Below are 25,699 nucleotides of genomic sequence, written 5' to 3'. Positions count from 1 at the left end.
TCTACGTGTCACCCGCTTTTAAAAGCCCCAAGGGGAATGTCCGTTTTTGACACAGTCATTCGAAAAATAAAAGCTCGCCGCCATCCGATTCCGCATACTCTCTCAACAAGGACTGAATCATTCCGGCAGCCTCCTTCAAGCCCTCTTTTCCATTGTAACCGTTGACGATAGCAAGGATATGAGTCGTCCCGACGTCCATCTTCGTACGCTCATGGTCGCTTGTAGGCGTTCCGATTCCGCCCAAAGCGTCACGATATACGGGCAGCCCTTCGATATTCAACACTCCGCGTCCGATGCCTTCGAACGGTTCTTCCGCTTTCCCGATGCCGAGTTCGATCCCCGTGCCTTGTATCTTATCGGCATCGAAACCACCGATAGAATGTCCCGTTCGGAGAGAGACAAGATTGATAAGGTCTACCAGCGTATTGATCTGATATAAAGGAATCCCACGCATCAGGCGACGACGCAAGGCTTCTGCCGACGGGCGGTAACGCCCCGGGTCTTTCCCACAACGCTTGTACGCTTCGCGGGTAGCTGCAATGACCGGTTGACGTTTGATGTCTTCCATTTGCGTAGTGGAAGTCAGCTGTTCGGTGAAAGCATTGATTTCCTTCCAAAGACCTTCGCAGTAAGCTGTATTCTTCACTGCGGCATATACGGCCGCTCCGGCAAAAACCGGGCATGCCTTCTTTATTTCCTGAGAGACAGTAATTGTATACATCATTCAATATTTGTTCTTTTAATCGGGTTCTTCGGTCACAAAAATAAGTTTTTTGCTTCAATATCTTGCCTCCATTTAATAGCAATTAATGATATTCTCCTTCAAAATCTCCCCTCTCTCAAACCATCTTGTTTCATTTTTTTGTGTAAGATTCTTTCCATGCAATGATCGGTCTACCCAAACCGTAATCATACCGTAGCCGGGACCAACATAATCCCGGACAAGATACGTCCGGAACAGATGCCTAAGCGACGGGCAGAAAAGAACTCGTCGCAATGAATATAGGTACAAATGCCTGACAGCTCAATCCGGCTGTCGGGTACTCCGAAGTCCAGCAACTGTATCCGGTTGGCTTCCCACAGGTCGATGTGATGTTTTCCCGTCTGTCCGTTCCACACAGAAATACGGGACATATCAAACTCCTGCTGTTGAAATGCTTGGTACACTTCTTCGCCTACTTCAAAAGATTCCCGCGAAATGCTGGGTCCGATGCACGCCACCACATCTCCGCCTTCCGTACCAAAGCATTGGTTCATCTTCTGCAACGTTCGATGCAGAATATGCGCCACTGTCCCCCGCCATCCGGCATGAACGGCGGCTATCGCACGATGTTTAGGGTCGTAGAGCAATATCGGTACGCAGTCTGCCGTAGAGACGCAAATGCAATATCCGGGTTCGGAAGTCATCACAGCGTCTATCCCGTGCAAGAGTTCCTCTTTCCTTGCGGCAGGCAAGGTATGAAAAGAGGCGTCTATGCGAAGCATTTCCACTCCATGCGTCTGCACCGGCACTATCAACTCTATGGGGGGCTGCGGGAATCCTCCTAAAAGGCGTGCCCGATTCTCGCGAACGTTTCCAAGATCATCACCGCAATAATGCGAACAGTTGAACGATGCATAAGTTCCCTCGCCCACTCCTCCGTAGCGGGTAGTTACAAAATGAAAAATGTCAGAGTACGGGTGTAGCGACTCATACCCCAACATCCTGTTATCTTCTGTAAGTGAAATCATTTCTCTTCCCAATCTTCCTCCTCGTATTCATAATCGAGGTCATCGTACTCATCGTCCACATCTTCGTCATACTCGTATTCGATCTCTTCATCCTCGCCCATCTCTTTGAGCTCCTGTTGCAGGCGGGTCACGTCCTTCGGACGGTGAACGATTGCCTCTATCTTATTGCTTTCCTTGTTCAGTTCTTCCCAAAGAATCTCTTTCAACACCGGGATTCCCAAACCGGAAACAGAAGATATGAATACGTGGGGTATGCCTTCCGGTAATGTAGGTTCAATCTCGTCCATCAACTCCTGATCGAGCATATCGCTCTTGGTGATAGCCAGCACCCGTTGTTTGTCCAGCATTTCAGGATTGAAGGTGCGCAGTTCATTCAGCAGAATATCGTATTCTTGACGAATATCATCGCTGTCTGCCGGAACCATGAAGAGCAGTAACGAGTTACGTTCGATATGACGTAGGAAACGCAGTCCCAAGCCTTTCCCCTGACTGGCTCCCTCGATAATCCCCGGAATATCCGCCATCACGAAAGACTTCCCATCATGATAGGACACGATCCCCAAGTTGGGTTCGAGCGTAGTAAACGGGTAATCGGCGATTTTGGGTTTTGCCGCCGAAACGGAAGAAAGCAAAGTGGACTTTCCCGCATTCGGGAAACCTACCAGACCGACATCGGCAAGCAGTTTCAGCTCCATGATAACGGTCATTTCCTGCATCGGTTCACCCGGCTGCGCAAAACGCGGAGCCTGACGGGTTGCCGTCTTGAAATGCCAGTTACCCTGACCGCCGCGACCGCCTTTAAGCAGAATCACTTCCTGTCCGTCTTCTGTCACATCGCAAAGATACTCTCCGGTTTCGGCATTGTAAACCACCGTTCCGCAAGGTACCTCTATTATTTTATCCGCACCGTCTTTTCCGAAGCTACGTCCTTTGCTCCCCGATTCGCCATGACCGGCCATTGCGTGACGGTCATACTTCAAGTGCAGCAATGTCCAGTAATTACGGTTACCGCGCAAGATGATATGACCTCCTCTTCCACCATCGCCCCCATCGGGACCACCGTTAGGGCAATATTTCTCGCGCCTCATGTGCGTAGAGCCTCTTCCGCCCTTACCCGAGCGGCAGTATATCTTTACGTAATCAACAAAATTCGATTCAGCCATATTCTTTTTTAAGTAGTTAAAGTTGTCAGTAGTTAGAGTAGTTAAGTAGAATACTCCGGCTACTGACTGACTTATTCATTTATAATAGTGTATTGATAATTAGTAAGATTTACTAAATTACAATTTATCTACAGCCTTGCAGATATCAGCGAAGATAGCTTCCATCGTACCCAAGCCGTTGATGTGTTGGTACTTCTTTTCGTTCTTGTACCAGTCGATCAGTGGGGCAGTCTGTGAATGATATACGTGAAGACGTTTTTTAATCGTCTCTTCGTTATCATCGGCACGACCGGAATCCTTACCACGTTTGATCAGACGTACCATCAGTTCTTCTTCCGGAACTTCCAAGTCGAGCATAACAGAAACATCCTGTCCTCTTTCCTTCAACATTTTCTTTAATGCTTCTGCCTGTGCAATAGTTCTTGGAAAACCATCGAAAATGACCCCTTTGCTATCTTTGAAGCTGTCGAATACACTTGCCAGAATATCGATCATTAATTCATCAGGAATCAATTGACCCTGGTCGATGTAACCTTTAGCTGTTTTACCCAGTTCTGTGCCATTCTTGATTTCAGCACGCAATACATCCCCTGTCGAGATGTGATTGATTCCATACTTCTCTACGATACGTTCGCTCTGTGTTCCTTTTCCTGAACCTGGAGCACCGAAAATTACGATGTTCAACATGTTGTTATTTACAATTTAACGATTTACCATTTACCATTAAAACTGGTACCTATTTACTATTCTGTTTAATCTACTACTGTATAAATATCGGGATAGTTACGTCCGAAGCCATCATAATCCAGTCCGTAACCTACGATAAAGTCGTTCGGGATCTCCATTGCTACATATTCGATATTCAGATCGACCTTGAGCTTTTCAGGTTTCACCAAGAGAGAAGCGATATGGATTGCTTCGGGGTTGCGCGTACCCAGCGTGTCGAGCAAGCGTTGCATGGTCAACCCGGTATCCACAATATCTTCCACGATGACTACTGTACGTCCGGTAATGTCTTCATTCAGTCCGATCACCTCCTTAATCACTCCGGTGGAGGTCACTCCCTGATAAGAAGCCAGTTTCACAAACGAAACCTCGCAAGGGATGGTGATATGCTTTAACAAGTCGGCAGTAAACATAAACGAGCCGTTCAACACGCTCAGGAAGAGCGGATTCTTACCTGCCAAGTCGCGGTTGATTTCGTTCGCTACGCGAATCACTTCTTTCTGAATATCCTGTTCCTTAATGGAAACTGTAAACTGTTTGTCTTTTATCTGAATGGTATCCATAACCGGTAATTTTAAAAATAACCTTGCAAAAATACAATTTTTTATTCTACCCCGTGCATCATCTTCTGTAATTTCTTCGAGAGAAGGAACAGAATCAACGAAGCAACACCGGACATGACAACGAATACCATAAAGAAATCGTACATGGTAGCAATCTGATAACCCAAGATTGATTTCACCTTTCCGGCTTCCGGATATAGTCCGCTCAACATGCCTGCAAATTTATTGGCGGTAGCAGTCGACAGATACCAGATTCCCATCATCAGAGAAGCGAAACGCAACGGGCTCAACTTATTTACCATGGATAGTCCGATCGGTGATAAAGCTATTTCACCCATGGTATGAATGAAGTAAAGTCCTGTCAGCCAAATCATGCTCACTTTCACTCCGGGGACCACATCTTTCACTCCGAAGCAGATGAAAAGATAACCCAAAGAGAGGAGCAGCAGACCAATCGCTTGTTTGGTAGGAGAAGAAGGCTCCATCTTCCGTTTGTTGAGAAAGCTCCACACACCCGGCATGATATATGCCAGGACAACCACAAACAGAGGATTGAAGGATTGAAACCACGAAGCCGGCATTTCCCAACCTAGAATCTCTCGGTTGGTCTGTTCGGAGGCAAAGAGGGTCAAAGAGGCTCCTGCCTGTTCGTAAGCCGCCCAGAAGAAAATGACGAAGAAGGCTACTATATAGATCACGAAAATACGACTACGCTCGATCCGCGTCAATGAACCGTCCAGCAGGATGAGGACAGGGAAAACAATGCAGGCGGTAAAAATGCCGATGCTCACCCAGTCACCATCAAAAGCGTAACTAAAGAAGGCGATTAAAGCAACCGTCAGCAGAGTGATGACAAAGGTATTACGCAACTTGGTACGCTTGCTCATCTTCGGATGTGAGATGTGCTCCGCTTTCTCCTCTTTCTTTTCACGTTTGGCATCGGGGATAATACCGATGGGTGCTCCCGAGGGAGAGAACAGATATTTATTCTTTTGAGTTTCAAAAAGTACAACGGTGAACAGTGTCATGATTCCGGCTGCCAAGAATCCCCATTTAAAGTCGTGCGGATTACCGGTATCGCCCAGATAACCACAAATCAAGGGGGCAGCAAAAGAACCCACATTTACTCCCATATAAAAGATGGTATATGCAGCATCCAGTCGCCTGTCTCCCGGTTCGTAGAGTTGACCCACGAGAGAAGAAACAGTAGGCTTGAAACAGCCGTTTCCCAGAATCAGGAAAGCCAGTCCGCCATACATCATCCAGTGGGCAAGCTCCTTATTCTCTAACGTAGAGGCACTCATAAACATCAGAAACTGTCCGACTGCCATCATCACCGCTCCCCAAAACACAGAGCGACGGATTCCCCAATATTTATCAGCAATGTACCCGCCAATCAAAGGAGTTAAATAAACTAATCCGGTATAGCTACCGTAAATGGATGCTGCCGCTTCTTTGTCAAACAATAACGCCTGCGTCAGGAAAAGAATAAAGATCGCACGCATACCGTAGTAACTGAAACGTTCTGCCGTGCTTGTCGCGAAAATCAGATAAAGACCTTTCGGATGCCCTTTCAATGCACTCATGGATTTATGTGTTTAATAGTTTATGGATTTATGTGTTTAATAGTTTATGGGATGCAAAAGTAGATAAAATCAGCGAGATATTACACCGACAAGATAAAGAATCCGTTTTTTCTTTAGAAGAAAGGTACGAAAAACAGATTCAATGCTTCCCCCAAAAAAGGAAGTTCTTATGAAAACAGGAATAGAGGAGGAGTCATAAAAATGAGCATAAAAGCCCTACTGATCCACTTCGTAACTTTTCAGCAGTGGAAACAATAAAGTGGAAATTCATCTTAAATGTAGGTTACTGCTCTCTTTAGCCAAAAGTAAATTCGACATCTTCGATACTGGCAAAAAGCATTCCTTCTTTTTTTCTCAATAAGAGCTTGTTTTCTCTAACCAGCCAACCAACAGCGAGAGCTACGTCTTCAAACGTCAAACCTAAATCGCGGCACAAATCAAACATGGAAAGTTCACCTTTCTCATTTAAAATACGCCATACTTTCCCGGCATTCAAGCCAATTCTAGTCTTTTCCATCATGCAAACTTTAGAAAATTAAACAATCTGTAATTCATGATTGAATCATTATGAACATCATGTTATTCACACACCTACAAAGATAACATTTTTCCCGTAAAATGCAAATAATCAAGAGCAATCATAATCAAAGTTTGTTTCACTCTTGTAAGGAAACGAACCATTTGGGGGATGATTGCCTTCAACCATACTCCTCCAAAAACTTTTCAAATGGATTCTTTTTCCAACTGAATCGAAAAAAAAAGTATCAACTATCCACGGCTCCTTCCATTTAAACTTTTATTCAGGGAAGCCTAATTAATACAAAATGTTTTATGCCTCAAAACACTCGGTTCAAGGCGGGGAACAAGTCGTTCAAGGTGGAAAACTGTAGTTCCAAGGTGATGAAACTGTAGTTTCAAGGTGAGGAAACTGTAGTTTCAAGGTGAAGAAACTGTAGTTCCAAGGCGAGGAAACTGTAGTTACAAGGCAGGAAACAACAAAGAAAATTGCCACTATTCCCCACAACAAACGGGAAAAGTCAGAAGAATCATGTACATTTGTAATCCGAAAACTAAAAAGAACATCGCAATGAAAATATTTCCTAATAGCAGTATCAAGAAATTGGACGCTTATACCATTGAGAACGAACCGATTGCATCCATCGATCTGATGGAACGTGCAGCAACCGCATTAACCAAAGCCATCACAGACAGATGGAATACGGAAACACCCGTCACTGTCTTTGCCGGACCGGGAAATAATGGCGGAGACGCCCTTGCCGTAGCCCGCATGATGGCTGAAAAAGGGTATAAGATCGAGGTATACCTCTTCAACACCAAAGGGGAGCTTTCACCCGACTGCCAGACCAATAAGGAACTGGTGGAGATGATGGAAGAAGTGACATTCCACGAAATCAGTACGCAGTTCGTACCACCCACCCTGACAGCCGACCATCTGGTTATTGACGGACTATTCGGTTCCGGACTGAACAAACCGCTGAGCGGCGGATTCGCTGCGGTAGTGAAATACATCAATTCCTCTCCCGCCATGGTAGTGGCCATCGACATTCCTTCCGGACTCATGGGAGAAGAGAATACGTTCAACGTCAAAAACAATATTATCCGTGCGGACGTTACTTTCAGCCTGCAACTGCCGAAGCTGGCTTTCCTCTTTGCAGAAAACACCGAGTTCGTAGGAGAGTGGGAACTGCTGGATATCCAGTTGAGCGAAGAGGGAATCGAAGAGACGGAAACGAACTACGAAATGTTGGAGATTGAAGAAATCCGTTCGCTCATCAAACCACGCAAACAATTCGCCCATAAAGGAAATTTCGGTCATGCACTACTGATTGCCGGTTCGAAAGGAATGGCAGGCGCTTCTGTCCTCGCCGCCCGTGCCTGTCTCCGCTCCGGTGTAGGATTGCTCACCGTGCACGCTCCGATATGCAACAACAACATCCTGCAAACCTCCGTACCTGAAGCAATGGTGGAGACGGACGCCAGCGAAAACTATTTCGCCGTACCTACCGACACGGACGATTATCAGGCGGTCGGCATCGGTCCGGGACTGGGGAGAAACGAGGAAACGGAAGCTGCCTTACTGGAACAACTGGAACACTGCCAAACTCCTGTTGTGTTGGATGCCGACGCACTGAATATCCTCGCCAACCACCACCACACACTTACACATCTGCCGAAAGGTTCCATACTGACCCCGCATCCGAAAGAACTGGAACGACTGACCGGCAAATGCCAGGACTCTTACGGACGTCTGATGAAGGCTTGCGAATTGGCCCGTGCCGCTCATGTACACATTATTTTAAAAGGAGCCTATTCCGCCATCATCACCCCCGAAGGTAAATGTTTCTTCAACCCAACCGGAAATCCCGGAATGGCAACCGGAGGTAGCGGTGATGCGTTGACCGGAGTAATCCTGGCACTGCTTGCCCAAGGGTACCCAGCCGAAGAAGCCGCTAAAATAGGCACTTATATTCACGGATTGGCAGGCGATATCGCCCAGAAGAAACAAGGAATGGTCGGAATGATCGCAAGCGATATTATCACCTGTCTGCCGACAGCATGGCGACTTGTAAGCGAATAAAAGTTAAGAACTTACAGTTTTCTCAATAACTTCATTAACTTTGTTTTCAAAACCAGTTAAAAAGAACCGAATATGAAAAAGTTGATTATAGCAACAGGATTACTAATGGTAACATCCGCCTATGCACAAACCGAAGTACTGACGGGGGTTACCCGGGGAAAAGACTATGGAGTGGTTTACAGTCTTCCCAAAACCCAAATAGAACTTGAAATAAAAGCCAACAAAGTCAACTATACTCCGGGGGAGTTCAGTAAATATGCCGATCGTTACCTGCGGCTGACCAATGTCTCCACCACCCCCGAAGAATACTGGGAACTGGCTAGTGTAAAAGTAAAATCCGTAGGTGTGCCCAACAGCGAAACTACGTATTTCGTGAAATTGAAGGATAAGACAGTAGCACCGCTCATGGAACTGACAGAGGATGGCATTGTGAAAACAATCAATGTTCCTTACAGCAGAAGCAGTGCAGACAAAAAATCGGCTCCGGCTCCCGCACTCCTCACAAAGAAAGCAAATCCTCGTGAATTCCTGACTGAAGAGATTCTGATGGCTGGCTCCACCGCCAAGATGGCCGAGCTGGTGGCTAAAGAAATCTATAACATCCGCGAAAGTAAGAATGCCTTATTGCGCGGACAAGCTGACAATATGCCTTCAGACGGAGCACAACTTAAGATTATGCTCGATAATCTGAACGCACAAGAAGAAGCCATGACGCAAATGTTCTCGGGTACTCGCAACAAAGAAGAGAGAACATTCACTGTCCGCCTTACTCCCGACAAGGAATTCAACAATGAAGTAGCTTTCCGCTTCTCAAAGAAGTTGGGTGTAGTTGCCAACAATGATTTGGCAGGAACTCCGTTTTATATCAGTCTAAAAGACCTGAAATCCGTCAATATACCACAGGAAGAGGGTAAGAAAAAGAAAGATTTGGATGGAATCGCCTATAACGTACCCGGACAAGCGATGGTTACATTGACAGACGGTAAAAAGAGACTTTACGAAGGTGAGCTTCCTGTTACTCAATTCGGTGTGATAGAATACCTGGCTCCGGTCTTGTTCAACAAGAATTCTACCATCAAAGTTTATTTTGATCCGAATACGGGAGGATTGCTCAAGGTGGACAGAGAAGAAGAAAAATAGAAAAACAAGGAACCGAACTAACTTCTGAAAAACAAGGAATATGGGTGGTGAAGGATATATGCTCGACATGATACGCCGGCTGAGTGAAGGTCGGGAAGCTTCCCGCCTGCGCCGTGAACGTACCAACGAGAAGCTGAAGCATCTCAACCGCACCAACGAACCTTATCCACTACCCAATACTACTCCTGAAGAAATGGAACGCATTATCCACGACTCGGGGAAAAAGAAAGAGAAAGACAGCAATTATTTTGTGTGGGGAACACTTATAATCATGGGTGTCCTGATAACAATTGCTGTCATACTTTGGGCTGTATTTATCAAATAAATGTGAATTGATGAGTCCACCACAGAGGACACGGAGAACACAGAGTTCTTCTCTCTCTCTTTCCGCAATTAAAAAGGGACATTCATTAAATATTATAAAATGAGCCAACTAATTCATACACAAATTATTGCGAATTAGTTGGCTTTTTAGTATCTTTAGGTATTCCCCCGAAAACAAGGTTTGACGGCCCAAACGGGGGAAATTCCCCAACTAAGATATGGCTAAGATACAAAAAATTTCAGAAATCCACCCAACTTTGGGCTTTACAGAATTTGATATTCTGGAAAAATACCGCAAGAGTTTTCATGAGAGTGAGCTTGGCAGGCTTCATTCGGTCTTTCCATTTGATCGTATGGCAAAAGCCGCAGGCCTGTCTGAACAACGTTTGGGCCGCAGGAACATATTCAGTCCTTCCGCAAAGATCGCCCTTATGGTCCTGAAGGCATACACCGGATTCTCCGACAGGAAACTGGTGGAACATCTGAACGGGAACATACACTACCAGATGTTCTGTGGAATCATGATCCCCCCGTCCCTTCCCATAACCAACTTCAAGATAGTCAGTGCCATCCGTAATGAGATAGCATCCCGCCTTGACATTGATTCCTTCCAGGAGATCCTGGCTTCACACTGGAAACCTTATCTTGATAACCTTCACGTCTGCATGACCGATGCCACATGCTATGAGAGCCACATGCGTTTTCCTACGGACATGAAACTCCTTTGGGAAAGCATCGAATGGCTCTACAGGCATATATGCCGGCATTGCAGGGATCTGGGCATAAGGCGTCCGCGCAACAAATACAGGAATGTGGCGGAATCCTATCTGTCCTACTGCAAGAAAAGAAAGAGGAGAGCTTCAAGGACAAGAATGCTTAAGCGCCGTATGATCAAGCTTCTTGAAAAGCTCCTCAGTCAAAGGGATGGGCTCCATAGCGAGTACGGTGCTTTACTCCGATATACACAGGATTACCATAAGCGTCTTTCCATCATCAGAAAGGTGCTTGTACAGGAAAAGGAAATGTTTGAAGGGCGAAAAGTCAGTGACCGCATCATCAGCATCGACCGTCATTATGTACGTCCCATCGTCAGAGGCAAGGAAACCAAGTCCGTCGAGTTCGGTGCAAAGGTCAATAATATACAGATAGACGGCATATCGTTCATCGAACACCTCTCGTTCAAGGCTTTCAATGAGGGGATACGCTTGAAGGACTGTATCCGTATGCAGCAGAAGCTGATGAATGTAAGGGTAAGATGTGTGGCTGCCGATTCCATATATGCCAATAATGCCAACAGAAAGTTCTGTACTAAATATGGGATATCCACATCCTTTGTGCGCAAGGGAAGGGAGGGCAAAGATGAGCCTTTGAGGAAGCTGCTTAGAAGCGAACTCTCAAAAGAAAGGGCCACACGGCTTGAAGGAAGCTTCGGCACTCAAAAGCAACATTACTCGCTCGCAAGGATAAAGGCAAGGAACAAGAAGACGGAAATCCTGTGGATTTTCTTCGGAATACATACAGCAAATGCCATACTGGTGATTGACAAGATCAGGAACAGAACGGGGAAAGCTGCATGATATGAGTTTACTGAAAGAATCAGAAGAGGTCAGAAGACTTCTTCCGGAACTTCATGTATTGTCAGATAAGAGTATATGAGAATATACAGAAAAATGACAATAATAATGGCATATGAAGTGATTATACTCTATCATCTTCATATGCCATGGTATTTGGGGGGAACATTTACTGAATATTCCTAAAAAGAGAGCGATAAATACGATTATTAAAAACGTTAGACTCTGTGTTTTAATCTATTGTGAACAAAAAAGAGGAAGCCTCTGCGTCCTCTGTAGTGAAATATAGATTCACATTTATACGACTGGCACCATCAGTTTTATCAATCCATCTTTCTGCATTTGAGAAAGATAAGCCGATACACGCGACTCGTAGCCCTCTTCATGTTGAAAGTGGACTGCGAGTTCTTCTATAATCTCACGAACAGTACGTTTTCCATCTATCAGCTCCCACACAGCCGTACCGTGTTCTTCCAATCGCACATGAAGTTCTTTCGACATACCTTTCGGCACGAGGAAGCGTTGCATCCACGGATGTTTAAAACGGGGAAAGGAGAGCACAATCGTCTCCCCTTCCCTTTCTGCTGTAATATGTTCACTGCGACAGGGAATGACCTCTAACAGGTTGATTTTCTCTTTGGCAGCCATACTTCTTATTCTTTATTTCAACGTATTAATACCGATACTCTGTTGTTTACACCTTGATACTGAATCCTGTATTACTTTAGAAACGGAGTTCCTGTATTACTTTAGAAACAGAATTCCGATATTATTTCCGGATATTTGCCTCTTCCAAACCATATCCCTTCTTTTTGTTCTCTGCCTTCAACATCAGAGCCACTATCAGAGCAAGTACCCCAAAGAGAGCAAAAAGAGTCATCGGCAATGTGTAATCATAGGTCTGTGCACCGTCTACCACCGGCCCTTTGCAATAAGCATTCAACACCCATCCGATCAACAAAGGAACTCCCATCAATCCCCAGTTCTGCACCCAGAAAATCAATGCATAGGCTGTGCCCAACTGTTTTTCCGGAATAATCTTCGGAACCGAAGGCCACATAGCCGAAGGCACCAGTGAGAAGGCAAATCCCAATATAACCATTATAATGGTAGCAAACCACCATATATTAAGTATAGGCAGAGCAAACATGGTATGCACAAAAATCAGCATCACCGATCCGATGATCATCAATGTGGCTCCCTTACCGATACGGTCATATAACGAACCGAACAACGGAGTCAGAATGATTGCACCAATCGGCAACAATCCGGGAATCGTTCCCGCCAACTTCGGATCTACATTATATTTCTGCACCATCAAGTCGGCAGCATACTTGATAAAGGGGAATACAGCTGAGTAGAACAAGACACATAGCAAGGCAATCAACCAGAATCCCTTATTGGTGACGATATACACGATATCTTTCATACGGAACGGTTCTTCCGGTTCCAGTCCCTCTGCATCCAAAGAAGCATCCAGCTTCTTATCATAGAAAGTATAAAGGAAAAAAGCAATCGTCCCCACACACAACATAATCAGACAAAACAGAATAGGAGCAGGAATATTGGTATGGAATACGCCACTCTCATCCGTATATCCGAAGAAGTCTGCCAATGGAACCGTGAGCACCATCGCCAGAGTTGTTCCGATACGTGCCGTAGCCATTTCAAGTCCCATAGCCAATGCCATTTCCTTGCCCTTGAACCATTTCACAATAATCTTGGAAACTGTAATACCGGCGATCTCCACACCTACACCAAAAATAGCATATCCCAATGCAGCCAAAGTCACCTGGGTTTTGAATCCGAAGAGCATGGCGCCTTCCGGGAAAGTCGTGGAAACCGCATAGTATTTCAATCCACAACCAAACACCATCAATAAGCAAGCTCCCATTCCGGTGAAACGAACTCCCATCTTATCCAGAATGATACCACCGAAGATCAGCATCAACAGGAATACATTAAACCACCCGTAAGCACTTGTGAAGAAGCCATAGTCAAGGCTATCCCATAACAGTTCTTTCTCGAGCATGGGTTTTAGAGGAGACATTACGTCGGTGAGGAAATAGCCGCATAGCATGGTAAATGCAACCAATGCTAGAACACTCCATCGGAGTACGGCGGAGTCATTCAATTTTTGTTTCAAATGTTCTGTCATTGTTATATTAAAATAGTGGTTAATAATCTTATACAGCCGACAAAGGTAGTTAAATCTCGTTTGTTTCTATCACAAAGAGATTGTTTTTAGAAGAAAAAGTTAAGTGCGGATTACACTGACCACCCGGAACATTGAAAATCCGTGCAATCTGCGTAATCCGCACTTAACGATCAAAGAAATGCAGCATCTGTCTGCACCTTTCCTCAAATGATTTATCCCTAATCTTACCTAACGGCGGAGCAAATCACTCTGCTTTAGCAGGAGTTTCAGCCGATGCCGGAGTTTCTGTAGCAGATGCCGGAGTCTCTGTAGCCGGTGCGTTGGTAGCGGGAGCATCAGTTTGCGGTGCAGCCGTACCTGCGGGTAAGTTATACGGGTTGGTCTGTTGTTCTTTCTGTGCCTGTTCCAACACTGCGTCTTTAGCAACATCAGAGCGAGGAACTACATAAGCTGTAGCAATGCTCATTACCACCATGAAGATAGCCAGACCCCATGTTGCTTTTTCCAGAAAATCTGTAGTCTTGCGCACGCCCATAATGGCGTTAGATGAAGAGAAACCAGAAGCAAGTCCGCCTCCTTTTGAGTTCTGAATCAGCACAATGAAGCACATCAACAAGGCTGCAATAACCATTAAGATAACGAATAATAAGTACATTTTTAGTTATTTTGAATTAGCGTTAATAATCAATTTCTCCAAAAATCTGATTTGGTCTGCAAAGTAAGCATTTTTTTTTGGATATTTCAAGCTTAATTTTTTAATTATTTCAAGAGCTTTCGAATATCGTCGCTGTTTAACATAGATTTTTGCCAAAGTTTCCGTAAAACAGCTGTCGTCCACCTCCTCTTCTCCCCTTGCTTTTTCTTCAGAGGAGTCGTCCGGAGAGGTGGCGGAAGAGGGTGTTTCTTCTCTCAAAGGTTTCATGCAGAGGGGAGAGTCACTCTCACTCTTTTCTATAAAGTTGTCAATCAGTTCGAAGCCTTTCAGTTTTGGCGTTTCTTCAGACAACTGTTCCGCGGCCGGAGTCTCCTCCAAAAGATAAGAGGTGTAATCCATGGAATAGTCGAGGCTCGTCTGGGCAGTCATCTCTTCGGGTACTGTGGACAAGAAAGCATCGATCAATGCCAATGTGCGGTCTACCGATGGCTCTTCCTTCAGTACTTCCGTGAGGAGTACTCCCTTTTTCCGTGCCAGCACCTCGTAGCGTTCCCCTTCAATCAGCCGGAACAACTTCCGCCTGTCTGCAATGCAAAGAACCGCTTTCCGCAGTTCTCCACCGAAACTAATATCATGGAGAATATACAGGTTCTTCAGATACAGCAGGCGCAGCGACTGAAAATACGGATACCTTGCAAGAAGATTGCGCAGTTCGTACAAAGTATCCCTATTCAACGTTTCGGGATGTTGAATCCATTGTTGAAAGTTAACAGCAGCCATTTATATTACCAGTTTGCTACAGTTGCATTAAAAATTTGGTCGGTGATCTCTTTGGACATTTCAGCAATCAATCCATCCTGTACGGCAGTCAGCAACTGGCTGGAATCATAGGTACGGAACGCGGAAAACTGTTGTTCAAAGTCTTCGGCATGATTGGTGTTATTGACAAAACGCACATTGACGGTGATAGTCAGCTTCGTCTCCGAAGAGTACCCGTCGGCAGATACGGCCTGGTTATACTGATTGTATCCCGTGATTTCTCCGTCAATCTGCAGGTCGGCATTCTGACTCGGCTTGAGCAGTTGCAGACGGGTTTGCCGGATGAAGATATCTTTCAGGTCTTCATTGAATTTGGTCGCCAACGGAGCATACACATACTCCGATTTGATAGGGAAATCTGCTATCGAAATGGTCTTTACCTTATCATAATTGATAGACGATCCGTTAAACTTATAGGAAACAGTGCACGCAATAACTACCAACGGCAAGCCGAACAGTAACAACGGACGTATTATTCTCTTAATCCAATTCATATTCTTTTATTTTTCTATACAGCGTACGCTCGGAAATATTCAAGTCCTTAGCCGCACTCTTCCGCTTTCCATGATGCCTTTCAAGTGCTTTGCGTATCATTTCTTTTTCTACTTCGTCCAGTGATAAAGGAGATTCTTCCACATATTCTTCGGTGTCCTGTATGTCATCGTCATCCTTGCAAACCGTAGGCTGCATGGTATGAATGATAGCAGGTACTGCAGACTGATGCGTCGTCACTACCGGAGTAGTGACCACCGTTTCCATTTGTCCTACCTGCCCCACCTGTCCGGCACGTTCCGCCATCAGGTTGTGCACCATCTTCTTCAGCTCCGCCACTTCCTGCCGCATGTCGAACAGCACGGAATAAAGAATTTCCCGTTCGCTCTCAAACCCTTTACTTTCGCGTGTTCCCATCAGTGCGGGAAGACGCTGCATATTCTGTGTGGGAAGATAATTCTGCAAGATGGCAGCCGTGATCTCCCTGTTGGTTTCAATGATGGATATCTGTTCGGTGATATTCTTCAACTGGCGCACGTTTCCGGGCCACGGGTAAGCCTGCAACTCTTTCTTTGCATCCTCTGCCAGCTGGATAGCAGGCATCCGGTATTTCTCTGCAAAGTCTGCGGAAAACTTACGGAACAACAGGATCACATCGTCTCCACGTTCACGCAAAGGAGGAATCTGGATAGGCACCGTATTCAACCGGTAATATAAATCCTCACGGAAACGTCCTTCGGCAATCGCCTGTGTCAGATTGACATTGGTAGCTGCAACAATGCGAACATCCGTCTTTTGCACTTTAGACGAACCGACCTTTATAAACTCGCCACTCTCCAACACCCGGAGCAAACGTGCCTGGGTAGGCATCGGCAACTCCCCTACCTCATCCAGGAATATCGTACCACCGTCGGCTTCTCCAAAATACCCTTTCCGCTCGCCAATCGCACCCGTAAACGCACCCTTCTCGTGCCCAAACAGTTCGGAATCAATCGTACCCTCCGGAATAGCTCCACAGTTAACAGCGATATACTGCCCGTGCTTCCTCCGGCTATATTGATGAATAATCTGCGGAAAACTCTCTTTTCCGACTCCACTTTCTCCGGTAATCAGTACAGACAAATCGGTAGGAGCTACCTGAATGGCAACATCTATGGCGCGCAACAGCGTTTCGGTATTACCTATAATACCGAAACGCTGTTTCACTTGTTGTATCTCTGCTTTTGTCATTACTACTCTTTAATCTTCGTCTACTGTATCCAGTTTCAATTTATCACTATCGTCCCGTTTCTCGTAATACTGTTTACGCAACGGATTTACACGAGCCTCTTTTTCCCGCTGACGATTACGGAACACATCGATGGCCACATAGATTGCCTGGCGGAAAGAATCCTCACAAGCCACCCCCTTGCCTGCAATGTCATAAGCCGTTCCATGAGCCGGAGAAGTACGCACGACCGGCAAACCTGCCGTATAGTTGACCCCGTCTTCCATGGCCAATGTCTTGAACGGCGCCAGTCCCTGATCGTGATACATCGCCAGGACCCCATCAAAATGAGTATAATTGCCTGACCCCATAAAGCCGTCGGCCGCATAAGGGCCGTAGCAAAGGATCCCTTTCTCTTCCATCTCTTTCATGGCAGGGATAATCACCTCCTGCTCTTCCATTCCCAGCAAGCCTCCGTCTCCGGCATGAGGATTGAGAGAGAGCACCGCAATACGCGGAGCGCCGATACCGAAATCCCGTTTCAGACAACGATGGAATATCATCAGCTTCTCCTGAACCAGTTCTTTGGTAATCGTAGTCGCGATCTCTCTGACAGGGATATGTGTCGTCACCAAAGCCACCCGTAAGTCATCCTTCATCAAGATCATCAATGCCTTATCGCCATTGCCCAGGCGCTCTTCGATATATTCCGTATGCCCGGGGAATGAGAACTCTTCCGACTGAATCGTATGCTTGTTGATCGGAGCAGTTACGATAACATCTATCAACCCTTCGCGATACTCTTCGATAGCGCGTTCCAAAGCTCCCAGCGCAGCCTTGCCGGCTTCCGGGTCGGGTTTGGAGAATTCCACTTTCACCTCATCATTCGTGCAGTTCACCACGCTCAAACGGTTGTGTCCCGCTTCGGATGCAGAGTTGACAATACAGAAATTGGTCTGTATATCCAGCGCCTTGCGATGATAAGCCGCTACTTTCGGTGAGCCGTAAATGATCGGAGTACACAGTTCCAACATCGTAGGATCGGAAAAAGTCTTAAGAATCACCTCATAGCCCACTCCGTTAATATCTCCCTGAGTGATACCTATTCTTATCTTGTTATCTTCCATCTTTTTATTTATTAGTTTGCTCCGCCCCCTTCGATGTTTCTCCCAATGGAATCTGATTCTGCTGAACTTCATTCGGAAGTTTCAGCGTATACAGAGATGCTTCCATCTGGCGTACCAGGTTGCGTTTCATTTTATCAGGTGAATAAACAAATATTTCTGCTGTAATAATTCGTTGGTTTTTCTCGTCCAGACGCGTATGAGACACATACGGTCCCCCCATAAAGTCGCCCTTCATACGCCACAGGCCACGTGCTTCCAGGGTGTAGGAGTTCTTTACATTGATCGGGAGGACATCAGTCAGCAAACTGTCGGTCGACATATAAACGCCTTCCTTGAATCCGGGGATATTGGCTTTCATTACCGAATCACGTTTGTGCACAAAATAAGCTTTGGTAAACGTATCTTTGTCAGTATACGGATAAGAGTACATCACGAAGTTGCGGTCGGCAGTACCCGTATTGGTAGAAGCCCAGAAGAAATCCTCACCGGTTTTGGAGTTGGTCAGTTCGGACGGCAACCAAATATCGCAACCGAACAGGCTGTCCACTTTGGTAGAAACAAAGTTGCAATGTTTCTCCTCCAGCAATGCAATCTGGCGATTCATTTCCACACGAGTAAAGAAGTCGACAATCGTCTTCTTGTTCTCTTCCGCAAACTTCTCAAACTCTTCTTCGTTCGGAGCCTGGATCGTCAATATCATCTGCGGATTGGCATACACATCCTTTGCATATTTAAACGAGGCTTTTGTATAGATATCCTGTATATCTACGATAATAATGTTACGTATCAACTTCAGCGTAGAATCATAATCTTTCGGCGATGCATACATAATCCGGAAAGAAGGTTCCGACTGCGGCAAACCAGGCACATCAGAATCGAGCGCGTCATGCAAGGCCCTTCCGGCAGCACGATCCCAAACACCGTGATCTACTACAACCAAAAGTTCGTACGCACGACCGCTAGAGGTGTGATTTCCCTTCAGACTACAAGAGGCAACGACAAAGGCTACCCAAGCGATGCATAAAATAAAAGAATACTTTTTCATGATGTTCGGTTTTATATATTAACTTTCCTTATTCTTCTCCTGCTTCGCTGTCGACAACATGCCGCAAGCAGCAAAGATATCCTCCCCTCTGGACGAACGGATCGTAGTGAAAAGCCCGTGTGACGTCAGATAATCACGAAAACGGGTCATCGTGTCCATATCCGCCCCCTCAAGGTCTACCCCCGGTATGGCATGGAAACGAATCAGATTCACCCGACAATCCAAGCCGCGAAGAAGTTTCAGCAACTCTTTAGCATAGACCGGCGAATCATTGAGCCCCTTGAAGACAATGTATTCAAACGAGAGTCGCCGTTGTTTACTAAAATCATAATTCTTTAACAGCTCCACGATTTCGGTAATCGAAAACGCCCTTTCCGCCGGCATTAATTCGGAACGTTGAACAGACAGAGGAGAGTGAAGACTAATGGCGAGATGGCAATCATTTTCTTCGATAAAGCGTCGCAACCCCTTCCGTATCCCGACGGTGGAAAGCGTGATACGCTTCGGGCTCCATGCATACCCATAAGTAGCAGTAAGTATCTCCAAAGCCTTCAGCACCTCATCCAGATTATCGAGCGGCTCGCCCATTCCCATCATCACCACATTGGTCAGTTTGTCGCGTTCCGGCAGCGAATGGATCTGGTTAATGATCTGGCCGGCGGTCAGGCTGGCGACATACCCTTGCTTACCGGTCATACAGAACTTACAATTCATCTTGCATCCCACTTGTGAAGAGACGCACAACGTTGCCCGGTCATCATCCGGTATATAAACCGATTCCACAAAATGGTTCCCGCCCACTTGATAAAGATACTTCACCGTACCGTCTACAGAACGCATTTCATCTACCGGAGCTTCCGCTCCCACCTCGTAGTTCTGTTTGAGCAACTCCCGGTGTTTCAATGAGAGATTAGTCATTTCATCAATCGAGGCCACCTTCTTTTCGTAAAGCCAGGACGCCATCTGTTTGGCAGCAAATCCAGGCATACCCAGTCTTTTTGTCAACGATTGAAGCTCTACAAGAGTCATTCCTAAAAGGGGATATTTAGACATTCTTCTTTCTGTTCATGGTTTATATTTGCAAATGTAAGGAAATAAAGTCGATTTCCGTATAGCAGGAATGTAAAAGTTAACAAAAATCGCTTATTCACCACAGTATTCAGGTATTCACCACAGAGGACACGGAGGAGACAGAGACAAATCAGGCATAAATCATACGCTTCAGGAGAATACGTATGATTTATGCCTGATTATATAGCGACTCGAGTTCTCTGAACAGTGAATCAGAAGAACAGGTAGCGTGTATCTTTTACGTTTGCTTTCAGATACAAATCATTCATCAGACGACCGGCAAAACGTGCGTGCATGTTAGCCTGTGTAGCCTCTTCAGCTTTTGCGTCGAATGTTTCCTGCAGTTTGTCCTTACCGTATACCTGCAGTACGAATACTCCGGCATTCCCTTTGATCGGAGCACTCAACTGATTTTCCGCAGCGGCAGAAGCATAAGCACCTACCAGCGGTTCGCTGCTGCGCAATGAAGATACGTATGCAGGAGCAGCAAAAGTAACCATCTTCAAAGAGTCGCTGACCGCATTAGCCATCTCTTTGTACTGGCTGAATGAAGTTGCATTAGCCGCTTTCATGTCAGCCATAATCTTTTCAGCTTTCTTATCTTTCACGATTTCAGCTCTCAACAGATCCTGCACCGCTTTCAACGGACGGTATCCCTCCGGCTTAACGCCTACCAGCCCTACTACCATCATGTGATCGCTTTCACCACATTCGTACAGGCCGGAAACCTCACCCGGTTCTGCTTTATCAAAGGCCCATCTCAACGCCTCTTTGGTACCTCTCACACCACCGATGTTGTGTTCGGAGCTGCTCAAATCCATTCTGTCGAGCAGTCTGTAACCGGCTTCTTCAGCGTTAGCTACCATCTTTTCCACACTCGGATTAGCTGCGATAAACTGGCTGAAATCATTATAAGCACGGTTGTAAGTCTCTTTGCTGAACTCCACTTCACGTTTGACAACAGCCACTTTATATTTGTCTTTAACAGCTTTCTTATTGGTTACCTGAAGGATTACATGAGCCTGTCCCATCGGCAAGTTCACCAGTTCGTTGACACCAGCATTGTTGATCGTAGAGATAAACTTCAGGTTATCCCCGTCAATCTGTGCACCTTCATACTGTGCAGCAGTCAGCCAGTTTGCATCCCCCGTCTGACCGTATTTCTTAGCCAGCTCGACAAAACCGGCCCCTCCCTTGATGGCATTGTAGATACTGTCGGCCAGTGTCTCAGTCTTTGCCGCATCAGCTGCATATACCTGAATCTGACGGAATTCAACAGAGTCGGCAGCAGCAGCTTTAGCCACCACTTTGAAAGAGTTGATCGTATTGTCGGCACCATTATAATAAGGCCCGTAAACAGTACCCACAGCAGCAGAGTCCAGACGTGCAACGACGTCAGACGGGAAAGCCGTTTTATTATAGAACAAGTCTACATAAGGAGCTTCCGATCCCACCGAGCGGATGAAAGAGGTATAATCTTCCTTCGTAGCAGCCAACTGCTCAGTCGCTTCGTCTACCTCTTTCTGGATAGCAGCTCTGTCTTCAGCACTTGCAGTCACCTGTACATCGATATATTTGATGTCACGAGTTTCCTGGTATTGCTTGAACTGTTCTTTCTTCTTGTTATACAGTTCTTTCAGTTCCGATTCCTTCACAACGATGGTAGAGTCTACCACAGCAGAGTAAGGAATACCGGCCATCAACACATCGTACTGGTTTACTCTTGCATCGAAAGCCCCCTGTGCCTCCACCGGATTAGAGAGAAGCGCTTTAGACACCAAAGCCTGATACTTTTCAGCCAAACGGCTTTCAATCAATGTTTTCTGGATGAACGACCAGTATTTATACATCTTGTTGTACTGTTCGGCATACTGTGCCGGCATTTGCGATTCGTTCATCTTCGCATATTCCACGAGGAACTTGTTCAACATATCCTTGTCGAAGTTTCCCGTCTGCGGATTCTGGAAAGGAGTCTGTCTCAACAAAGGATGAACGCCGGCTTTCAGGATGTCCTGAATTTCAGCAGCAGAGACAGTCAATCCCAGTGCTTTAGCTTCTTTTTCGATCAGTTTATTGTTTACGTAGGAACGCCATACCTCATCGCGCACCTGATTGGTTTGTTCGTCATTCAAGGCGGTCACCCCACGCATGAGTTTCACTACTTCGGTATATTCTTCCACCAAATTCTGATACTCTTGAGCGGAAAGAGCGTCTCCGTTCACCTCACCTACGTCATGTGCCTGATGCGGTTGCACCACCTTCCATGCGTCACCCGCAATGAAAGCAAACAGCGCCAAGCCGATAACAATCACCAATAGAGGTCCTTTCGACCTAATGTTTTGTAACGTTGCCATTTTGATTAATACGATTTATGTTTATTATTATTTCTTTCCTTTGTCATTTTAGCGCACGAAGATACAAAAAATGCTAATATGCATCTATTTATTAGCTAAAAATTTCTTGATTATCGCCATTATTCCAAGACTTTTAACCGTACGAGTTCTATTTTTGTCGCTGTGACCTTGATAATCTTGAATTGATAACGCCCTACCCGGACCACCTCATGCAACTTCGGGAAGCTCTGATATTGGTTCAGGATCAACCCTCCTACCGTCAGATAATCATCCGCCTCGGGCAAGTCGAGTCCGTACGTCTCGTTCACTTTTTCTATCTCCAGGCGGGCGGACAACACATACTCCCGTTCGCCGATTTGCTTACTGATATAAGAAGTATTATCATGCTCGTCTTCTATATCTCCGAAAATCTCTTCCACGAGGTCCTCCAGAGATACGATGCCCGACGTACCTCCAAACTCATCCACCACCACGGCAATCGTTTTCTTCTGCTGCATGAAGAGCTTCATCAGTTTATGGGCAGACATGGTTTCGGGCACAATCGGCACTTGTTTCACATTCTCATGCCAGTCTTTCGGTGCACGGAACATTTCCGACGAATGGATATAGCCGACCACATTGTCGATATTCCCGTCATACACGATAATCTTGGAGATACCGGATTCGATGAAGCGGTTCTTCAACTCATCCAGTGAAGTGGTCAGATCGACCGCCACCACTTCGGTGCGCGGAACGATACAGTCGCGGATTTTGATGTTCGAGAAGTCAAGGGCATTCTGAAAGATTTTCACTTCCGTGTCCAGCTCCTCTTCATTTTCGGCATTATCAATACTACTCTGTACGAAATAATCCAAGTCGACTTTTCCAAACGCCCTGTCAGACGCATCCTTGTTTACCTTCATTCCAAAGAGACGAAGAAACAGGCAAGACAAGCCGGAAGAGAGTTTCGAAATAGGATAGAGAACGACATAGCAAACAAGCAGCGGAAGGGCAAAAATGTTCAAAACCAGATTGGGATTGATTTTGAAGAGTGTTTTCGGCAAGAACTCTCCGGTCACCAAGATGATTACAGTAGAGATAACGGTCTGTGCCAGCACCATCAAGAAATGGTTCTCTATAAATTCCGCCAGTAGATTGTCGCCGATAATCTGTGCCATCAGGATACCGTAGATGACCAGTGCGATATTATTCCCCACCAGCATAGCAGAGATAAACTCATTGGGATTCTTGAAGAAGACGGAAAGGATGCGGGAGGTAATTCCCCCTCTGCGCTCCATCTCGAAACGCAGTTTGTCGACCGACACAAAGGCAATCTCCATCCCTGAGAAGAAGGCGGAGAAGACCATGGTAATAATTAGAGAGATATAAATATTCATACGTTTTGATTTACGGTTGGGGCGGAGCGCCACCCGCCTCTTCATCCACATAGAAAATTCCTTCTATGTTATGGATGGTATATATGGTCATTTGCTGGTTCGCATCGAATCCATGCCCTGTAATAATCCGGTCCGGTTGTTGAATACGTATAAACTTGTCGGAGTATACTTTCTTGGTGACTTCGTTCCAGTAGAGCAATTCCGTATTAAAGCGTTCACCTTTGCGGTTCTGTATATCCACGTTCCCTATCAGCTTCCAGAGCCTTTCTTTGTCATAATAGTAGGCAGTATCCGCTTTGATACTGGCTTCTATATGAAAGATAGAGTCGAACTGTTCCAGATATACCCCTTTTTCGAAGGCCCAATAGGATGGCTTTTTGCGGTCGTACATCTCCCACTTCTCCGTATTCACCCGATACCGTGTCACTCCGGAATCGGAAATAAGCGTGGTGACTCCCAATGTTGTCATCACCGGAAGAGAATCACGTTCAGTGATAGCCTCCCCCATCGCTTTATTCTTTCCGCTACAGGAAGATAATAAAAGAAGCATAACAATCACCGCGCAGGTGATTGTTATGCCCATGCTTTTATGCAAGAAACGGTTTCTTCGTTTTCGCGACATACATTTATCTAATCGTTGTAGTCTCTCCTATCCAGCCGCCGATAGTGATACGGTCGCCCTGCTTGTAGCCCAACATAAACAGGTCTTTAGCTTGCGGAGTATGACCAGAATACGTACCGATCAATTTGTTAGCCTCTTCGGCTACGCTCGGGTCTACCTGTTTGGCACGTTGCAGTTTGTCGATTACGGCAAAATAAGTACACTTGTTCAAAGCAGACTCATCGCTCCAGTTGGGACTCATTGCATAAAGATTGGCAATCAGGATGTACGGAGCACCGTAGTTTTCGTTAAATCCGATTGCTTTCTGGCAATAAGTTCTTGATTGAGACAGTTTTTTGGCAGAAGCCAATACAGCCGCAGCAGCGTATGCCTTTTCAGCCTTCTTCAGATTGTCGGTCTCCAGGTTCACAGCTTCGTCGAAGAATTTCACTGCATCGTCGATATTCCCTTTCTTAAATGCCTGATAAGCACATCCGGTAGCCGCTTCTGCGGTCGGTTCTATCTTATAAGAATAGAAAGAAGCCTGTTGATACGCATCGCTTTCGGTACATTTCATCATCTTCATGATGTCGATCACCTTCTTCAAGTAAGCCAAATCCGTTTGGTTGGCTTCTACCTTCGGTCCATAGATGTTTTGCAGTGATTCGCAATCCGCCGTTCCGCTGTTCACAAACAGCGCAACCAAGTTGTCCTTGATACCCAGCAGCGGTTTCTTCTTCGCTTCGTTGTCTTCATTGGCAATGGCAGTATCCACATATTCGGAAGCAGCCAGATAATCCTGAATGAACTGTTCCTTATGATTCGGATCAGCCTTCAGTTTATCCAAAGACATCTGCAGGAAATAGAAGATCGTTGCACCTGCCGATTCGCCTTTCGCAGCGTTTACAGACTGGCTCAACCATTGGTAAGCCTGATTCGGATCGATCTTCGGAGCGAAAGCGATATAATCCACCGCCTTGATGCCCAGTGCTTCATCGGCAGAAGAGACCTTCGTTCCTTTAGCCAGGAACTCATCCGTGTATTTAATACGCAAATCATGCGTATCCATCAATTCATTAAAATACTTCTGGTATTCCGGATTGTTCCGGTCCTTGATTTGTCCCATCAACCCTTTCAGTATTTTATATCCGTCGGTGAAGGTATAAAAACGAAGCGTCGGGCAGTTCTCCAACACAGCTTTCCAAGGAATATACGCATCTTTAAAGTTACCTGCACGCACAGCTTCATGCGAAATACTACTGTTCGAGTTACAGTTAGACGCATCCTGTGCTACCACAGTGGTTGCCCCTGCCGAAAGGAACAGCATAGCCACAAGCGTTTTAGTTTTCATTGTATCTAAGTTTTAGTTGTTATTATATAGTCGTCTA

Annotated in this window: 24 protein-coding genes; 4 read left to right on the top strand and 20 right to left on the bottom strand. The window is 45.7% G+C overall.

All coding sequences use genetic code 11. The annotated features are described in order from the left end of the window. Nucleotides 1-55: 55 nt before the first annotated feature. The 7 genes from AB9N12_RS13525 to AB9N12_RS13495 form a co-directional block, all read right to left on the bottom strand. Nucleotides 56-721 (bottom strand): B3/4 domain-containing protein, encoded by a 666-nt coding sequence (locus AB9N12_RS13525; RefSeq protein ID WP_369892891.1) that lies wholly within the window; start codon nt 719-721, stop codon nt 56-58. A gap of 188 nt (nt 722-909) precedes the next feature. Further along, complete coding sequence (pgeF, locus tag AB9N12_RS13520; RefSeq protein ID WP_369892545.1) at nt 910-1,731, bottom strand: peptidoglycan editing factor PgeF; 822 nt, start codon at nt 1,729-1,731, stop codon at nt 910-912. After that, the gene (gene obgE / locus AB9N12_RS13515; RefSeq protein ID WP_369892544.1) at nt 1,728-2,894 is read right to left on the bottom strand and encodes a GTPase ObgE; all 1,167 of its coding nucleotides are present in this window, start codon (nt 2,892-2,894) and stop codon (nt 1,728-1,730) included. The genes pgeF and obgE overlap by 4 nt, the downstream gene beginning before the upstream one ends. A 117-nt stretch (nt 2,895-3,011) precedes the next feature. Beyond that, nucleotides 3,012-3,581: an adenylate kinase gene (locus tag AB9N12_RS13510; protein WP_369892543.1), complete on the bottom strand. Its 570-nt coding sequence runs from the start codon at nt 3,579-3,581 to the stop codon at nt 3,012-3,014. 65 nt (nt 3,582-3,646) lie between these two features. After that, nucleotides 3,647-4,183 (bottom strand): hypoxanthine phosphoribosyltransferase, encoded by a 537-nt coding sequence (hpt, locus tag AB9N12_RS13505; RefSeq protein ID WP_369892542.1) that lies wholly within the window; start codon nt 4,181-4,183, stop codon nt 3,647-3,649. Nucleotides 4,184-4,224: 41 nt separating this feature from the next. Beyond that, nucleotides 4,225-5,769, bottom strand: a complete 1,545-nt coding sequence (locus AB9N12_RS13500) for a peptide MFS transporter (RefSeq protein WP_369892541.1) — start codon at nt 5,767-5,769, stop codon at nt 4,225-4,227. A gap of 295 nt (nt 5,770-6,064) precedes the next feature. Continuing rightward, a complete protein-coding gene (locus AB9N12_RS13495; RefSeq protein ID WP_369892540.1) occupies nt 6,065-6,289 on the bottom strand; it encodes a winged helix-turn-helix domain-containing protein in 225 nt (74 codons plus the stop codon). Between the two features lie 567 nt (nt 6,290-6,856). Here AB9N12_RS13495 and AB9N12_RS13490 point away from each other — a divergent pair. The 4 genes from AB9N12_RS13490 (at nt 6,857) to AB9N12_RS13475 (ending at nt 11,409) form a co-directional block, all read left to right on the top strand. Beyond that, the gene (locus AB9N12_RS13490; protein ID WP_369892539.1) at nt 6,857-8,368 is read left to right on the top strand and encodes an NAD(P)H-hydrate dehydratase; all 1,512 of its coding nucleotides are present in this window, start codon (nt 6,857-6,859) and stop codon (nt 8,366-8,368) included. A gap of 72 nt (nt 8,369-8,440) precedes the next feature. Further along, nucleotides 8,441-9,508, top strand: a complete 1,068-nt coding sequence (locus tag AB9N12_RS13485) for a DUF4831 family protein (protein ID WP_369892538.1) — start codon at nt 8,441-8,443, stop codon at nt 9,506-9,508. Nucleotides 9,509-9,548: 40 nt separating this feature from the next. Then, nucleotides 9,549-9,833 (top strand): hypothetical protein, encoded by a 285-nt coding sequence (locus AB9N12_RS13480; protein ID WP_369892537.1) that lies wholly within the window; start codon nt 9,549-9,551, stop codon nt 9,831-9,833. 217 nt (nt 9,834-10,050) lie between these two features. Further along, the gene (locus AB9N12_RS13475) at nt 10,051-11,409 is read left to right on the top strand and encodes a transposase (protein WP_369892536.1); all 1,359 of its coding nucleotides are present in this window, start codon (nt 10,051-10,053) and stop codon (nt 11,407-11,409) included. A gap of 294 nt (nt 11,410-11,703) precedes the next feature. Here the strand turns inward: AB9N12_RS13475 and AB9N12_RS13470 are convergent, their stop codons facing one another. The 13 genes from AB9N12_RS13470 to AB9N12_RS13410 form a co-directional block, all read right to left on the bottom strand. After that, entirely contained in the window at nt 11,704-12,054 is a 351-nt protein-coding gene (locus AB9N12_RS13470; protein WP_369892535.1) for a PqqD family protein, read from the bottom strand. Nucleotides 12,055-12,175: 121 nt separating this feature from the next. Further along, the gene (locus AB9N12_RS13465; protein ID WP_369892534.1) at nt 12,176-13,564 is read right to left on the bottom strand and encodes an MFS transporter; all 1,389 of its coding nucleotides are present in this window, start codon (nt 13,562-13,564) and stop codon (nt 12,176-12,178) included. Nucleotides 13,565-13,808: 244 nt separating this feature from the next. Continuing rightward, complete coding sequence (secG, locus tag AB9N12_RS13460) at nt 13,809-14,219, bottom strand: preprotein translocase subunit SecG (protein WP_369892533.1); 411 nt, start codon at nt 14,217-14,219, stop codon at nt 13,809-13,811. 6 nt (nt 14,220-14,225) lie between these two features. Continuing rightward, complete coding sequence (locus AB9N12_RS13455) at nt 14,226-14,999, bottom strand: tetratricopeptide repeat protein (protein WP_369892532.1); 774 nt, start codon at nt 14,997-14,999, stop codon at nt 14,226-14,228. Between the two features lie 5 nt (nt 15,000-15,004). Next, complete coding sequence (gene lptE / locus AB9N12_RS13450; RefSeq protein ID WP_369892531.1) at nt 15,005-15,532, bottom strand: LPS assembly lipoprotein LptE; 528 nt, start codon at nt 15,530-15,532, stop codon at nt 15,005-15,007. Continuing rightward, complete coding sequence (locus AB9N12_RS13445; protein ID WP_369892530.1) at nt 15,519-16,760, bottom strand: sigma-54 interaction domain-containing protein; 1,242 nt, start codon at nt 16,758-16,760, stop codon at nt 15,519-15,521. The genes lptE and AB9N12_RS13445 overlap by 14 nt, the downstream gene beginning before the upstream one ends. Before the next feature lie 9 nt (nt 16,761-16,769). Beyond that, nucleotides 16,770-17,864, bottom strand: a complete 1,095-nt coding sequence (gene pdxA, locus AB9N12_RS13440) for a 4-hydroxythreonine-4-phosphate dehydrogenase PdxA (protein ID WP_369892529.1) — start codon at nt 17,862-17,864, stop codon at nt 16,770-16,772. A 4-nt stretch (nt 17,865-17,868) separates the two neighbouring features. Next, the gene (locus AB9N12_RS13435; protein WP_369892528.1) at nt 17,869-18,909 is read right to left on the bottom strand and encodes a DUF4837 family protein; all 1,041 of its coding nucleotides are present in this window, start codon (nt 18,907-18,909) and stop codon (nt 17,869-17,871) included. Between the two features lie 18 nt (nt 18,910-18,927). Beyond that, nucleotides 18,928-19,962, bottom strand: coding sequence for a 23S rRNA (adenine(2503)-C(2))-methyltransferase RlmN (gene rlmN, locus AB9N12_RS13430; RefSeq protein ID WP_369892527.1), 1,035 nt, complete (start codon nt 19,960-19,962; stop codon nt 18,928-18,930). A gap of 230 nt (nt 19,963-20,192) precedes the next feature. Continuing rightward, on the bottom strand, nt 20,193-22,334 hold the full coding sequence (locus AB9N12_RS13425) for a peptidylprolyl isomerase (protein ID WP_369892526.1): 2,142 nt from the start codon (nt 22,332-22,334) through the stop codon (nt 20,193-20,195). A gap of 119 nt (nt 22,335-22,453) precedes the next feature. After that, complete coding sequence (locus tag AB9N12_RS13420) at nt 22,454-23,710, bottom strand: hemolysin family protein (protein ID WP_369892890.1); 1,257 nt, start codon at nt 23,708-23,710, stop codon at nt 22,454-22,456. Between the two features lie 10 nt (nt 23,711-23,720). Continuing rightward, nucleotides 23,721-24,293, bottom strand: a complete 573-nt coding sequence (gene lptC, locus AB9N12_RS13415; protein ID WP_369892525.1) for an LPS export ABC transporter periplasmic protein LptC — start codon at nt 24,291-24,293, stop codon at nt 23,721-23,723. Between the two features lie 43 nt (nt 24,294-24,336). Continuing rightward, on the bottom strand, nt 24,337-25,662 hold the full coding sequence (locus tag AB9N12_RS13410) for a hypothetical protein (protein ID WP_369892524.1): 1,326 nt from the start codon (nt 25,660-25,662) through the stop codon (nt 24,337-24,339). Between the last annotated feature and the right edge of the window lie 37 nt (nt 25,663-25,699).

This window comes from Bacteroides sp. AN502(2024), from assembly GCF_041227145.1.
In the GTDB taxonomy this organism is placed as follows: domain Bacteria; phylum Bacteroidota; class Bacteroidia; order Bacteroidales; family Bacteroidaceae; genus Bacteroides.
Note: the sequence above shows the minus strand (reverse complement) of the source record. Positions and strands in the feature narration are given on the sequence as shown.

Excerpts from the sequence above, each read along its gene's own strand:
- AB9N12_RS13525 (WP_369892891.1), bottom strand. The coding sequence starts at position 721 with ATGTATACAATTACTGTCTCTCAGGAAATAAAGAAGGCATGCCCGGTT.
- pgeF (WP_369892545.1), bottom strand. The coding sequence starts at position 1,731 with ATGATTTCACTTACAGAAGATAACAGGATGTTGGGGTATGAGTCGCTA.
- obgE (WP_369892544.1), bottom strand. The coding sequence starts at position 2,894 with ATGGCTGAATCGAATTTTGTTGATTACGTAAAGATATACTGCCGCTCG.
- AB9N12_RS13510 (WP_369892543.1), bottom strand. The coding sequence starts at position 3,581 with ATGTTGAACATCGTAATTTTCGGTGCTCCAGGTTCAGGAAAAGGAACA.
- hpt (WP_369892542.1), bottom strand. The coding sequence starts at position 4,183 with ATGGATACCATTCAGATAAAAGACAAACAGTTTACAGTTTCCATTAAG.
- AB9N12_RS13500 (WP_369892541.1), bottom strand. The coding sequence starts at position 5,769 with ATGAGTGCATTGAAAGGGCATCCGAAAGGTCTTTATCTGATTTTCGCG.
- AB9N12_RS13495 (WP_369892540.1), bottom strand. The coding sequence starts at position 6,289 with ATGATGGAAAAGACTAGAATTGGCTTGAATGCCGGGAAAGTATGGCGT.
- AB9N12_RS13490 (WP_369892539.1), top strand. The coding sequence starts at position 6,857 with ATGAAAATATTTCCTAATAGCAGTATCAAGAAATTGGACGCTTATACC.
- AB9N12_RS13485 (WP_369892538.1), top strand. The coding sequence starts at position 8,441 with ATGAAAAAGTTGATTATAGCAACAGGATTACTAATGGTAACATCCGCC.
- AB9N12_RS13480 (WP_369892537.1), top strand. The coding sequence starts at position 9,549 with ATGGGTGGTGAAGGATATATGCTCGACATGATACGCCGGCTGAGTGAA.
- AB9N12_RS13475 (WP_369892536.1), top strand. The coding sequence starts at position 10,051 with ATGGCTAAGATACAAAAAATTTCAGAAATCCACCCAACTTTGGGCTTT.
- AB9N12_RS13470 (WP_369892535.1), bottom strand. The coding sequence starts at position 12,054 with ATGGCTGCCAAAGAGAAAATCAACCTGTTAGAGGTCATTCCCTGTCGC.
- AB9N12_RS13465 (WP_369892534.1), bottom strand. The coding sequence starts at position 13,564 with ATGACAGAACATTTGAAACAAAAATTGAATGACTCCGCCGTACTCCGA.
- secG (WP_369892533.1), bottom strand. The coding sequence starts at position 14,219 with ATGTACTTATTATTCGTTATCTTAATGGTTATTGCAGCCTTGTTGATG.
- AB9N12_RS13455 (WP_369892532.1), bottom strand. The coding sequence starts at position 14,999 with ATGGCTGCTGTTAACTTTCAACAATGGATTCAACATCCCGAAACGTTG.
- lptE (WP_369892531.1), bottom strand. The coding sequence starts at position 15,532 with ATGAATTGGATTAAGAGAATAATACGTCCGTTGTTACTGTTCGGCTTG.
- AB9N12_RS13445 (WP_369892530.1), bottom strand. The coding sequence starts at position 16,760 with ATGACAAAAGCAGAGATACAACAAGTGAAACAGCGTTTCGGTATTATA.
- pdxA (WP_369892529.1), bottom strand. The coding sequence starts at position 17,864 with ATGGAAGATAACAAGATAAGAATAGGTATCACTCAGGGAGATATTAAC.
- AB9N12_RS13435 (WP_369892528.1), bottom strand. The coding sequence starts at position 18,909 with ATGAAAAAGTATTCTTTTATTTTATGCATCGCTTGGGTAGCCTTTGTC.
- rlmN (WP_369892527.1), bottom strand. The coding sequence starts at position 19,962 with ATGTCTAAATATCCCCTTTTAGGAATGACTCTTGTAGAGCTTCAATCG.
- AB9N12_RS13425 (WP_369892526.1), bottom strand. The coding sequence starts at position 22,334 with ATGGCAACGTTACAAAACATTAGGTCGAAAGGACCTCTATTGGTGATT.
- AB9N12_RS13420 (WP_369892890.1), bottom strand. The coding sequence starts at position 23,710 with ATGAATATTTATATCTCTCTAATTATTACCATGGTCTTCTCCGCCTTC.
- lptC (WP_369892525.1), bottom strand. The coding sequence starts at position 24,293 with ATGGGCATAACAATCACCTGCGCGGTGATTGTTATGCTTCTTTTATTA.
- AB9N12_RS13410 (WP_369892524.1), bottom strand. The coding sequence starts at position 25,662 with ATGAAAACTAAAACGCTTGTGGCTATGCTGTTCCTTTCGGCAGGGGCA.